At 36.3% G+C, this 14,015-nt stretch carries 9 protein-coding genes; 7 read left to right on the top strand and 2 right to left on the bottom strand.

The genetic code is table 11. The features are described from left to right. The 4 genes from RMN97_RS10555 to RMN97_RS10540 form a co-directional block, all read left to right on the top strand. On the top strand, positions 1–312 hold a 312-nt coding region (locus RMN97_RS10555), incomplete at its 5' end, for a phosphoribosyltransferase family protein (RefSeq protein WP_309614480.1). A gap of 30 nt (positions 313–342) precedes the next feature. Continuing rightward, on the top strand, positions 343–948 hold the full coding sequence (locus RMN97_RS10550; RefSeq protein WP_309614479.1) for a 50S ribosomal protein L25/general stress protein Ctc: 606 nt from the start codon (positions 343–345) through the stop codon (positions 946–948). Between the two features lie 137 nt (positions 949–1,085). Continuing rightward, positions 1,086–1,652: an aminoacyl-tRNA hydrolase gene (gene pth, locus RMN97_RS10545; RefSeq protein ID WP_309614478.1), complete on the top strand. Its 567-nt coding sequence runs from the start codon at positions 1,086–1,088 to the stop codon at positions 1,650–1,652. Between the two features lie 46 nt (positions 1,653–1,698). After that, positions 1,699–2,217 carry a hypothetical protein gene (locus RMN97_RS10540; protein WP_309614477.1) on the top strand — a complete coding sequence of 173 codons (519 nt, stop codon included), beginning with the start codon at positions 1,699–1,701 and terminating at the stop codon, positions 2,215–2,217. A gap of 51 nt (positions 2,218–2,268) precedes the next feature. On the opposite strand, the gene RMN97_RS10535 is transcribed toward RMN97_RS10540, so the two are convergent. Further along, on the bottom strand, positions 2,269–5,532 hold the full coding sequence (locus tag RMN97_RS10535) for a reprolysin-like metallopeptidase (RefSeq protein ID WP_309614476.1): 3,264 nt from the start codon (positions 5,530–5,532) through the stop codon (positions 2,269–2,271). Between the two features lie 181 nt (positions 5,533–5,713). Between RMN97_RS10535 and RMN97_RS10530 the strand changes: the two genes are divergently transcribed. The 3 genes from RMN97_RS10530 (at position 5,714) to bioB (ending at position 8,376) form a co-directional block, all read left to right on the top strand. After that, a complete protein-coding gene (locus RMN97_RS10530; RefSeq protein ID WP_309614475.1) occupies positions 5,714–6,646 on the top strand; it encodes a bifunctional riboflavin kinase/FAD synthetase in 933 nt (310 codons plus the stop codon). 121 nt (positions 6,647–6,767) lie between these two features. Beyond that, a complete protein-coding gene (locus tag RMN97_RS10525; protein ID WP_309614474.1) occupies positions 6,768–7,208 on the top strand; it encodes a hypothetical protein in 441 nt (146 codons plus the stop codon). Between the two features lie 82 nt (positions 7,209–7,290). Continuing rightward, positions 7,291–8,376 carry a biotin synthase BioB gene (bioB, locus tag RMN97_RS10520; RefSeq protein ID WP_309614473.1) on the top strand — a complete coding sequence of 362 codons (1,086 nt, stop codon included), beginning with the start codon at positions 7,291–7,293 and terminating at the stop codon, positions 8,374–8,376. Positions 8,377–8,485: 109 nt separating this feature from the next. Here bioB and RMN97_RS10515 read toward each other — a convergent pair whose 3' ends face one another. After that, positions 8,486–13,861 carry a T9SS sorting signal type C domain-containing protein gene (locus RMN97_RS10515; RefSeq protein WP_309614472.1) on the bottom strand — a complete coding sequence of 1,792 codons (5,376 nt, stop codon included), beginning with the start codon at positions 13,859–13,861 and terminating at the stop codon, positions 8,486–8,488. Between the last annotated feature and the right edge of the window lie 154 nt (positions 13,862–14,015).

The following is a 14,015-nucleotide window of genomic DNA, read 5'->3' as shown; positions in this document are numbered from 1 at the left end:
GAAGTAAAAGGAAGAAACGTTGTCCTTGTGGATGACATGATTGATACCGGTGGAACGCTTGCAAAAGCTGCCGATTTGATGATAGAAAAAGGCGCATTGAGTGTCAGAGCCATTTGCACACATGCGATTTTATCGGGTGATGCGTATGAAAAGATTGAAAATTCTAAATTATTGGAATTAATCGTAACCGATTCTATTCCTTTGAAGAAACAATCAAACAAAATAAGAGTGGTGAGTTGTGCGCCTCTTTTTGCAGAAGTTATGCACATGGTGCAACACAACAATTCCATTAGCGGAAAATTTTTAATGTAGAATTTTAATTATTAACTATATATTTTTACAATGAAATCGATTACAATTAAAGGATCAGAAAGAGAAAGCGTGGGCAAAGTTGCGACTAAAGCCTTACGTAATGCTGGAATGGTTCCTTGCGTTATTTACGGAGGAAGTCAACCAGTTCATTTTGCAGCAGAAGAAAAAGCATTCAAAAGCTTGGTTTACACTCCAAACGCACACACAGTTGTGATAGATTTGGATGGAAAAACTACCAATGCCGTTTTGCAAGACATTCAGTTTCACCCAGTTTCAGACAGAATCAATCACATTGATTTTTTCCAATTGGATGACAACAAAGAAATCATTATGGAAGTACCTGTAAAAGTAACCGGAACTTCTCCAGGTGTACTTTTAGGAGGTGTTTTGAACTTGAACCAACGTAGATTAAAAGTGAAAGCTTTACCAAAAAATCTACCTGATTTTGTTGAAGCAAACATTTCTGAAATGCAAATGGGAAATAAATTGTATGTAACTAAATTAGCTGCATCTAATTACAAATTAATGCACCCAGACAACACTGTTGTGGCTCAAGTTAAGATTTCTAGAGCGGCTATGAAAGCAGCACAAGAAGCAGCAAAAGCAGAAAAAGGTGGAGCAAAAAAGAAAAAATAATTCATTTATTTTTACACTATCAAAAGCATCAGTTTTACTGGTGCTTTTTTTATGAAAACAAATTAGTTTACTTTTACAGCATGAATTGGTTGACCAAATTATTTACTAAAAACAAAACTTCAGAAAACACAGAGGTAATGAAAAAATTTCTCGTTGTCGGCTTAGGTAACATTGGTGCCGAATATGTAAATACACGCCACAACATTGGCTTCAAAATAGTAGATTATGTCGCTTCAAAACAAGGTGTCTCTTTTGAAACAGCAAAATTGGGAGCTGTTGCAGAATTCAGTATAAAAGGAAGAAAATTGATACTGCTGAAACCGAATACCTATATGAATTTGAGCGGCAAGTCGGTTCAGTATTGGATGCAAAAGGAAAACATTGCCAAAGAAAATGTTTTGGTCATTACCGATGATTTGAATCTGGCTTTTGGCACCATTCGTATAAAAGCTAAAGGAACCGATGGCGGACATAATGGTTTGAAAAGCATTCAACTTATTTTAAATACTTCTGAATATCCGCGTTTTCGATTTGGAATAAGTGATGAATTCAAAAAAGGACAACAAGTAGATTATGTTCTTGGCGAATGGAGTGATATTGAAAAAGAAAAACTTCCGGAACGATTTGAAGTAGCCAAACAAATCGTTGAATCTTTTGCTTTGGCTGGGTTAAACGAAACCATGAATAGCTTTAATGGTAAATAATAACGGTACTCTTTTTGAGTATCTTTAATCAATAAATTTTGGAAAAATGAAAAGACTTTTTTTTATCCCACTAGCATTTATGATGTCATTTTGTAAATGTCCAAAAGCAACCATTGCAGAATCTAATAAAAATTCAATAGAATCGGTTTGCCCTGAAAATGGGAAATGTACTATTGAGCTACTTAGGAATAAAAGTTTGGCTGTTAAAGCTGATGAATTTGGAAGTGTCTATTATCAAATTTTAGAGTCAAATGAAACTTCTGTAGTGATATATAGATATGACAAAGATGTTCCTAAAGACCTTCAAGATGCGAATTACAGAGAAGAAATTATTTTCGAAATCAATAATAAAACGCAAAGCTTAAGCCTTAGTGGAAAAGATTTACAGCAATGCAAAATGCTTTTTGGTCGTTTTTGTTTTTGCAAAGGCCAAACTGGATATTATAAAGTAGAAGACGGGATGATTAACCTAATTCAAAATGACAATGTTGTCAATTTTAATTTAGATTTTACCATTACCAAAGTGCCACAAATCATAAAATCAATACAAGTAACGGTAAAATAAAAAAGTCCTATTCGTTACCGAATAGGACTTTTTTGTTATACTGCGTATTAATTATTCTACAATAATACGTTTTACTAATTTAGTATCACCACTTGAGATAGAAACCAAATAAACTCCCGCTTGGATAGTATTTAAATCAATACTTTCGTTAAAAGTTCCCGTATTAGAAAATTCATTAGCATAAATTTGTCTACCTCTCATATCATATACATCTATAGTAATGTCTTCACTACTGGTAGTTGAAAATTTAATTGTAAAATTACCACCATTTGGATTTGGATATAATGAGAAATCTTGGAAGGTGTTTTCTTTTATTCCTAATGTTGAACAAATATCTAAACTCCATGCATTTATTGCACCGCCATCTTGATTAAATCCATCAGTAACTCTTAATGTCCATGTTCCTGTTGAATTAAGTCCATTAAATGCTGATAATGGATTATCTGGTATTAGATTTCCTGAAATCCCTGCAGGATTTGGCCCAGGGTTACATACTAATGCTGCTCCTAAGTCATCGTAGGTTGCCAATACATTTATATTTCCGTTTACAGGGTCACATTTTGCCGTAAATAGTTGTACCGCAGTACCTGAAGGACTTGTTATGGTAACCGTTAAATCATTTACCCATGTATGAGCAATATTAAGATTTACATTTACATCACTAATTACGCCACCTGATGGAATATTCAAAGTAGAAGTAACTGTAGGTGTTCCTGAAGCAGAAATAGCCACGGGCACATTTGTAGAAGCTACATTACCACAATTTACAGAACCAGTAGTAAATTTAAATGCACCACTAAAAGTTCCATTACCACATGGGATGTTTTTAGGTAATACTCTCCAAAAGTAATCCGTATTTATATTTAATCCTGTTGCTGAATAACTTGTTGTAGTAACATTACCCGAACTAACAATAGTTGTAAAGGTATTACTTGTGGCAACTTGAACATCATAGGAAGAGGCATTAGGATTTGCAGCCCAAGTAAGTGACAATGTAGTTTGTTGATTTGTTGCATTATTAGCAGGTGATGTTAAAGTCATGGCAGGAAATGCTGCAAATAAATCCAAATAGAAAGGAACTGTTTTAGTAGTAGCACCAGATGTTGCAGTTACTAGTATAGAATAAAACCCTGCAGGACTAGATGCTGTGTTGCTTATTGTCATTACTACAGTACCGTTTGCACTTATTGAAGACGGAGCAAAAGTTGCTGTTGCACCTGCTGGCAATCCAGAAGCTGTAAATGTTGTTGCAGCACTAAATCCTCCAAGTGCTAAATATGAAATATCAAAAGTAACATTTGTCCCTTGACAACTGGCTTTGTTTTGTTGTTCTGCAACTCCTGAAAAAGCAGCTGAAAAAGTTGCTGGTGCAGCTGTAATAGTAAAGTTAGTATTAGAAATATCATAAAAAATATGCTTGTATCCTCTAATCATTATTCTTTTAGTAGTTCCAGCATTATTAGGAACAGTTATTGTTTCAGAACCATCATTAGGCACTTTACTAGCTAAAATAATTGGATAAGTATTACCGCCATCATTAGATAATAAAATATCTACAAAAGCAGCATTGATATTGTTAGCAGTGGTTCCTGCAACTGTCCAAGTAACTGTTTGATTTGATCCAGCAGCCCATGAAACAGCAGTATTTGGAACATTAACTAAGAATGGTCCAACAGCAGCAGTTGTTACAACCATATCATCTCTATTAGTTTGTCCACCATTTGGAGATCTATTATCTCTAACTGTTAAAGCAAAATTCATTGTTCTTGCAACAGATGGCACAACCTCCCATGTTGGTGTTAAATTATTAGCAATTACACTAGTTAATACTGGCATATATCTTTGAGGCGAAGCAATTGGATCTTTAGATCTAAAATTAGGTCCAGAAGTAGAAGTTGCTATAGGAGATTGAGTTGAAACTTCATTATTTGTTTGTTCCCAACAATACGTTAATGAATCATTATTTGCATCAGTTGCAGCTCCAGTAAGTATAAAAGCTGTTGATCTTGGAATCGTGTAATCTAATCCAGCATCAACAACAGGGGCAAAATTACCGTTAGCAGTTGAAACTGGACATGATGTCCCTTGAATAACTGCTTGTGCTTCCGCTAAACTAATGAAGCTAAAATAGTCATCAGAATTTGATTGTACATCTTGTGGCGCACATAACCCTGCATAACCCATTACTGTCGAACCACTACCTGGTTCTACGGCAGTTCCATTATTTCTGTTTCCAAAGCCACATTCACCCTGATCTCCATTAAAAGTATGGTTACACCCAAATTGATGCCCCATTTCGTGTGCAACATAATCAATGTCAAAAGGGTCTCCAACAGGAGCTGGAGAACCAGTAATTCCGCTTGCTTTTTGTGAATTATTACATATTACACCTAAACCAGCTAATCCACCACCACCAGTACTTACTGTGTGACCAATATCAAAGTTTGCAGAACCTATGATATTAGTAATTGTAGTTTGACTTTGGGTAATTAATGTTCCTGCATTGGTGTTATCAAATGGGTCAGTCGTGGCATTTGTATATATAATCGAAGTGTTATTAGCCACTAAAACTAACCGAACTGATAAGTCACGTTGGTAAACTAGGTTAACTCTGTTAACAGTAGTAACAATAGCCGCTTGTGCTAAAGCAACTGTTCCACCATAAAAAGCAGCATATTCTCCAGTACAAGCCACCGCTAATCTGTATGTTCTAAAAGTACTGTCGTTTGTTCTTTGAAGAGGCATATTTCTCTTAGAAACAGCATCAATTGTTTTAGCACTTTCTTCATTAAATTCACATTGGAAAATTCTTGAAGCAGTGATATCAGACTTTCTATAAACTATAAAATTATTTAAATCTCTAGTATAGGTGTCAATATATACACTACTTGACTTTCCAGAAAGTGTCATAGCATGTAATCCAAATGCTGTAAAGCTAATTCTCATACTAGCAGTAGGATCATCAATCCCAAAAGCACTATAGGTTTTAATATCTGGGAATTGATCTGCCAATCCTTTTTCCATGATTGGTGACTCATAAAATGCATATCTATCAAATCCACCGTCAGGGTTTGGAAAAGATAAAATAACATTTGAATTTTGTCCCGAACTGTCTAAAGGCGCAGCAACTAATTGATTTTTTAATGAATTCAAATTAAGAGAATACAATTGGTATTTACTTGGCATACTGGCACGATCCATTTTTGGCAAATTATTTATTTTACTTTGTGAGACTTTTTCCCAAAGCGAATTTTGCCCATTACTGTTAGTGAAAAATAAGACAGCAATAAATGTTAATAGTAACGTTTTTTTCATAATATTATTGGTTTGTTATAAGCTTTCAAAGATAGCTATCTTTTAATTATTTGCAAGTTACGATGCTGTTTTTTAGATTAAGACCTATAAACTTTAACAAATTCCTATTTATTCGTGTTTTTTAGGTGAAAATTATTATATTAAATTTCTAAAACATATTTTTGCCGAATACATTTTACCTTTGAAAATATTCAATTCCATAAAGTCATTCAATGCCGTTAAGCCAACAATTGTAACTATTGGCACCTTTGATGGTGTACATCTAGGACACAAAAAAATCTTAGCGCAAATTACCAAAAGCGCTTATGATTTAAATTGTGAGAGTTTGGTTCTTACTTTTTTCCCGCATCCCAGAATGGTGCTTCAGGAAGACACTGAGATGAAACAACTCAACACCTTAAATGAAAAAATCGAACTACTTGATAATTTAGGAATTGACAATCTCGTTGTGCATCCATTTGATAAAGAATTTTCCAGACTAACCGCTGAAGAATTTGTCAAAGAAGTTTTAGTTGATGTTTTCAAAATCAAAAAAATAATTATTGGTCACGACCATCGTTTTGGTAGAAACAGAACAGCCAACATTGATGATTTAATTAGTTTTGGTGAAACCTATGGTTTTGAAGTAGAACAAATATCGGCAGAAGAAATTAATGAAGTTTCTATTAGTTCCACCAAAATAAGAAATGCGCTTTTAGAGGGAAATATTGAATTGGCTACTACTTATTTGGGCTACAATTATTCGCTAAGCGGAATCATTTCTAAAGGCAAACAATTGGGAAGAACTATTGGCTATCCAACAGCAAACATCAAAATAGAAGAAGAGTATAAACTCATCCCACTAAATGGCGTTTACATTGCCCAAAGTATCTTAAACGAAAAAACTGTTTTTGGCATGATGAATATTGGTACTCGACCAACTGTAGATGGGACGACTCAAACCATCGAAATTAATTTTTTTGATTTCAAACAGAATCTATACGGACAAAAAATCACGGTTTCTCTTTTACACCGAATGCGCACTGAACAAAAATTCGAATCTTTGGACGCATTAAAAAGCCAATTAAGCAAAGACAAAATCAACGCCCAGAGTTATATCCGTAAAATACAATAATCGAATAATTTCTTATTTTCGGTTTGTCATTTTTTTCCTTTTTTGTTAAATGATTAAGATTGTAAAAGATAATTTCTTAAATTTGGTAGACTACTATAGTATTCACTTAAACGCTACCAACATGAAACTGCCAAAAGAACTTATCAATGCAATTATAATATTTGCCGGAATTTCTATTTATTTCTTAGTTATAGATTTCTTAGGATTATCAGACGTACTTTGGTTGAGAATGGTAAACGTCCTTTTTGTATTTTATGGGGTTACCCGAACCCTGAGTTCTAACATAGCTGAAGGAAAAACAGGATATGTTGCCAACTTACTTTCTGCAGCTACAACTGCGTTTGGAGGCGTTTTCTTAAGTGTCATAAGCTTAGTAGCTTATATCCATATAAGAGGTGGTGATGAATATGTTAGTAATCTTTCGGCAGACCTACTATTTGGCGGAAAACCAGCAGCCAATCAGTATTGTATCGGGATTTTGTTTGAAGGTATTGCTTCTGCCTTAATGGTTGTTTTTGTTTCAGTACAGTTTTGGAGAAGAAAAATGGCTGCCCAAGACTAAAAAATACAATCCTATTAATGTATTACAAAATTGTAACTTACATACAATTTAACTACTTTTGGTGCACGATAAAATTGCATCTATGAGCATCACAAAACACAATTGGACTAAAGAAGAGATTATTGCTATTTATAACAAACCTTTGATGGATTTGCTGTATGAAGCAGCAACAATACATAGAGAACAACACGACCCAAATGTTGTTCAGGTTTCCACTTTACTATCTATAAAAACTGGTGGTTGCCCCGAAGATTGTGGCTATTGCCCACAAGCTGCTCGTTATCATACCGATATTGAAGGCAATGATTTAATGTCGGTAAGCCAAGTAAAAGCTCAGGCTTTACGTGCTAAATCAAATGGTTCATCTCGTGTTTGTATGGGTGCTGCATGGCGTAATGTAAAAGATGGTGAAGAATTTGACCAGGTTTTGGAAATGGTACGCACCATCAACAAGCTTGATATGGAAGTATGTTGTACATTGGGAATGATAACCGAAAATCAGGCGCAACGTCTGGCGGAAGCGGGTTTATATGCCTATAATCACAATTTAGACACATCCGAAGATTATTATAAAGAAGTAATTTCCACCCGAGGTTTTGAAGACCGATTGGAAACTATCGAAAATGTTCGTAAGACCAATGTTACGGTTTGTAGCGGTGGAATTATCGGAATGGGAGAAAGCATTGAAGACAGAGCCGGAATGTTAGTGGCACTTTCTACTTTAAACCCACAACCGGAATCCGTGCCAATAAATGCTTTGGTAGCTGTAGAAGGAACTCCGATGGAAAATGAAAAGCCAGTTGAAATTTGGGAAATGATCCGAATGGTAGCTACTACTCGAATTGTAATGCCTGAAACTCAGGTTCGCCTTTCTGCCGGAAGAATGGAAATGTCTCGCGAAGGACAAGCTATGTGTTTCTTTGCCGGAGCGAATTCTATTTTTGCAGGCGATAAATTATTAACTACACCAAATCCGGATGTAAATGAAGACATGAAGATGTTTGAAACTTTAGGTTTGGTAGCTCAAAAACCATTTATAAAAATCATGCAACCTACAACTGTAGAAGCGGCAGATTCTCAATATCAGGCTTTGGGAGAAAAACCAAAATGGTCTCGACCTGGTCATGCGATTGAAAGAAATTTAGAAGCCTCAACAAAAGGAAAGTAATATTACCTACTCTTTTTAAGCTTTTCAAATAAAAAAAACGGTCTCGTTATTAGTAACGAAACCGTTTTTTTTATTCTTTGTTCTTTTCTCTTTGTTCTTTTCTCTACTCTTACAGAATAATTTTTCTTGAAATCGTCACACCATTTTCCAGCTTAATTTTGACAATTAATGTTTGTTGTTTTGCGTTAATAATGGACGTCACAAAATTAGTGCTGTTTATGGCTTTTGCGAAGAACAATTGTCTACCTAATACATCATATACCGTTACCTCATCAATGTTTTCAATATAAGACTTGATAGTCATTTCACCATGATTGGTGGCTAATGCAACACTACTGGCAAGATTTCCAAAATCCGGATTACCCAATGCAGTGTTAGTGTATCGCAATACAAATCTATCGTTGATTATCCCTGCAGCAGAGGTGAAACTATATGGGCTTTGTCTTAAATTATAAATTATATTTAATGCTTTATCTTCTAAATAAATTGGTTGGTCATGTTCAAACAATCCATCAACAGCAGCTATCCCTATTTTATAGTCTCCGGCTGACATAATACGAACTCCCATTGGGACTTGATCATTTTGGTCAAAGGGCATTGGACGCCCTTGTATAATTAAAGTAGAATTGTCTACTAAAGTATAGATGCTCTTTTCGTTATCGATATTTTTAAATGCATCATACATTCTGTCTAAGCCTAACGTAGCTTCTGCTGCGTAACCAACTAAAGCGGAAACGGAATTGTTATCTACATCTATTAAATCAAGCCAAATTCTGTGTTTCTCATATTCTAAAGCACTATCGCTATGTGATGAATTTTTATAAAACTGAGAATTATCATTAATAACATTAGTCGTTTTGTCTTTGCGCATGGTGTTTTTAAAAATAACTGTTTGATTGGCAAGCGGGTCTGGTGCGCCCGGTCCGTCAACCATGCTGACAAAGAAACTTTGCCCAGCAGCTATTTTACCATTAAATCCAGCTGGACTAGAACCCAGGGCATTGTATGATATATAGCCGTTAGTATTATAATTACTAGTAGAAGTTCCGTAAAATACATTACTTACCGTTGTTGGGGTAGAGTTGTGCCTCCATAACCATACAAATCCGTTTAGAGTTAAATTACTGTTATCGGCTAAAAAACTCAATGCATCAATCGCTGATGGATACGGATTTGCAACTAGATTCCAATTATCATCAAGATTAGTGATTGAAGCTAAATTTATTCCTGTTTGACTTGCTATTGTATTACCACCCCTTGATATAGGAGTCAAAATCTGTCCATTGTTCGGAATACCTGTGAAAACAGCAGGTATATTCGTTGCCACCATTCCATAAGAACTTGACCCTCTTATTATATAGCCTGTTGCAGGAGTCATTAAACCAGATGCTGGTCGCCAATTTCCTGATGTACCTGTACTTAGTGTATTGATATTTGCCCATATAGGATTCCAAAAATATTTATACCCAGGTGATGGGCTACTATATATCGTACTTATATCCTGCCCTGTCACTGGTGAGCCCCAGTATACATAATCGTAACCCTTAATGGATGAGGCTGTTCTATTATAAATAATATTACCGGTATTACTGCCATTATAAATGTTGGCACCATTTACAATATCATCAACTTGAACCAGTTGTCCTTTGTCCTTAATTTCAAAAGTAGCTCCTGTTGCTGAGGCGACAGTAACCGCTTTTTTTACCTCAATTACTTCACTTGTTTTTATCACTAAATTACTGGCATTTACATTCAAATTACCAGTCAAAACAGTAGGTGTGCTTAATAATGATTTTGTGCCTGTGCCTGATATGGTTACATTATTGTAGGTCATTGCTACTCCTGAGTTAATGACATTTATAAACGTTTGATCTGCCCCCCCATATTCAACAGTGCCTGTTGTGTTAACCACTGCATTCATAGAAAATCTTGGAAGTGCACCGGTTAGTTTCAATGTACCAGCTATAGTCAAGGTACCAGCTCGAGAACCTCCAGTCCTTTGAAATACATTTGTTCCTGCTGTCGAATCCGCGCTAGATATCAAGGTGGTCCCAGCTCCTATTGTTACATCCCCTACAGCAATTGTTCCAGTATCCGCGCTTATTAGTGCGCCGGAAACTGTTCCCGTTACTAGACTGAATGAAGTGGTTTTAATATTGGTTGCGAATGTAGCTATTTGACTATTGTTTGTCATATTAATTTCTAGTGGAAATACCCCTGAAGATGAATTAGTTATAGACGCACCCCATTCTCCAGTATTTAGAACCGTTCTTGTAATTCCTACAATACTCACTTTGCCGGTTGTTGCTAAAAATGGATAGCCATAATAGCCATTGCCTTGATTTGTACCTGGAACAGTTCCAACGGTGCCCCAGTAATCTCTCATCTTTCCATTAACACTTAACCCAAAAGAAGCGAGGTCGATTTTGCCGGGAATTGCTGTCATTGACACTCCCACTGTGGCTCCTGAAGCTATATTCAAATCATTGCACGCTTCATTTTGTGTTAATGTTACAGTGTATCCGCTTTGAATATATACCGTATTATAAGCATTTGGTGTAAGAGTTGCATTTCCCCAACCTGTTGAACCGTTTACAGAACTTTCCCAAGTTGTGGCTACATTCCAATTCCCCGATGCTTTACTTCTATAAAAATCAGTGTTATTTGTTATCGTTATATTGCCACTAGTATCAGTAGTCAAACTTCCTGAACTTGTGATTAAAGTATAAACGGTCGCAGTATCAAATTGTGCGGTGCTAAAAGTAGCTACTCCCGCAACAGCAGCAACAGTCAACGTTCCGGATAAAATCCCAGATCCTGTCACAATAGCAATAGTTATATTCCCGGTAAAGGAAGTATCTACAGAATTATCCGTTCTCCGGGCTTCCACAGTAAAAGAGGCTATAGGAACCCCTACATAACCCGTTGCCGGCACTCCAACAAATGCCAATTTTGAAGCCGGTGGTAACACAGTAAATAAACTACTGGTTCCTGCGGTCAAAGTGTCTCCGCTTGTTCTAGTAGCGGTAAGCGTTACTGTATTTACTGCACTTGCAGTAGGAAGAATTACGCCTGTTACTGTAATAGTACTTGTTCCTGCCAGGATTGTACCGGTTATAGTTCCTGCAATTGCACCTGCAGCACCGTTTGTACTTAAGGTAAAAGCAGTATTAGCGGCTACATTTGAAAAATCGTTATAAACATCCTGAGAACGAACCGTTACGCTAAATCCGATACCGGCAGTTGGCGAGGTTGGAGATATAGCTGTAATTACCAATTTGGTTGCAACGGATATAAACGCATTGTCTTTACCAATAGCAAAATATTGAGTTCCTGTTGTTAAATCGCTCGGCGAAGTGTTAGCTGTTGATGTTGCAGTAAATGGATTGGAGCCTGCTAAAGTTGCCCCAACTTGTGACCATGTTGAACCATTGTAAAATCCAATATAAGGTGTCGTTGCTGCTGCAAAACCGGTATCGGGTTCGCCAGTATTATACTGTGCAACCACTGATAAGATGCTATTTCCAGCAACTGCTTCAGTCGTTACCCAACTTCTTTTAACTGTTTTTGTATTACTTGATCCTGTGGTGATAGCACCATCAAGTACTCGAACCCCATAAGTATCAGACGTTCCTGTGTTGGTAAAAGTAATTGGATTATAAGCTGAATTTCCAACAGGAAACAAAACTGCACTTCCGCCAACAATTTTTTTAAACTGCCCTGTGTTATTGGTTACCACATAATTTGAAGTAGTAGCTCCGGAAACAGTTCCAACAAGCGTCAAATTGGATGTGCCTAAAGTAATTTTACCCGAAGTAAATACTAAATTTTGATTGACAGTTATGTTGTTATTTAATGTTAATCCACCCGTTCCATTCATGGTTACAAAATCAAAGGCAGTTGCACCTGTAAGGGATTGTGCTGATGAACCTATAAAATTTACGGTGCGAGAATTTGGCGTAAAGGTTCCTGTTCTGGTCCAGTCGCCACCTACAAATAAATCACCATTAAGAGCATTCCCTAAAGATAAATTCCCTGAAATCGTTATATTTCTTCCAACTGTTAATGACCCACTCTTGTTAAAACCACCATAATCCATGTAGAGGAAAGAGCCCGCGTCAATAGTTAAATCTCTATTCAAACCAAGATTAGAAGAAAATGCTGCCGCTCCTGTGTTTGGGAAATCTAAAGTAGTAGTATTTGTGATTTGAATATCATTAGGATAACCGGGAGTGGTTCCTATAGTCCCTGCTGTGGTTGTCCATTCAAATCCTCTTCCATAAGTACCATTAATATTGTATCGCAATAATGATGAGGCACCATAAATAGGAGAATTATTAAAATATCCTCCTGAATTAATCTGACAGGTTCCGTTGAGAGTCAATGTAGAAGAAGTCAAAGTAACCGCAGCTGCGGTAGCGAAAGTTCCGGAAACTGCCCTGCTGGCGGAGTTCATAGTTAAACCACCTTGCAGCACATTCACATTTACCGGGCTATTGCTTGAAGGCCAAAAAACGTCTGTATTATTTACCGTGTAGGCTGAACCCGCATTAAAATTTAACGTTCCTGCAGCTCCATAAGTAAAATTAGTACCGTTACCTGTAGTAGCCCAACCGCCTGTTTCTATTTGAAAAGTACCATTTACAGTAGTTGCTGCATCACTGCTATAAGTAAAAGCTCCAGTTGATAAACTTCCGTTTATAACGGTTGTTTTTGTACCTCGCGAGATAGTAGCGCCGCTAGTAACATTGGTAACAGTGTGATTAACTATAACATTATCAGCGTTGGTTGGTACAACCAAACCTGTCCATGTGTTGGTATCATACCAAGGTCCATTTTGTTTGGTAATTTTAGCAGTTGCAGCAGTTGTCCCATTTAATTGAACATTGACAACGCTAATGGATACATCAAAACCTCCGCTACCTGCAGTTGCTGTTGCCCCATAACCATATAATCTAAAGGTAGTGACAACTGTTATATTTGTTAGTCCAGATATGGTTATAGTGTTACCTGTGGTTATTGACGCTGCTAATCCTGTAACAGCTCCTAAATCAGCTACATAACCATCCGCAGAGGAACGAAGCGCTAAACTATTTGGACCAGTAGCTGAATGATCCCAACCAAAGACTAATGAAGTTGGTGTAAAAGAAAATCCGGCATTTGGTGTTACAACAAATTGAATATAATCATTACCTGCTATAGACTCTGCCAGAGTTGTGGGATTGGTGTCTCCTGTATCAAACCAGTTTGTCCCACCAAAGCGGTTACTATTTGCAGCTGTTGTAACACCTGCTCCTAATGTTAAATTAGCAGCAGCAATATTAGCGTCATTAGCAACACTTGGTTCAGTAGTTTCTGTTCCTAAATTTCCAAAAGTGTTCCATTGCAATAATTGAGCACTGGAATAATTAAAGTTTAACAAAGCAAAAAGCGCAACAAGTAATTTTTTATAATTCATAATATGATATATCGTATTTATTTCCATAGTATTATCGTTTCTTTTGAGTGCGCAAAAAAAGGTCAAGACATTTTAGTAGAAATGGGGAAACAAACTTACATGTAAATTACTAAATTACAATGGGTTTAAGTTATTAAAACATTATGATTTTAAACTATCTTTTATTAATTGACACCAATTC

Origin of the sequence: Flavobacterium sp. (assembly GCF_031381455.1) — a bacterium.
Classification (GTDB): domain Bacteria; phylum Bacteroidota; class Bacteroidia; order Flavobacteriales; family Flavobacteriaceae; genus Flavobacterium.
The sequence above is the reverse complement of the archived record's forward strand: the minus strand, read 5'-3'. Positions and strand labels throughout refer to the sequence as shown.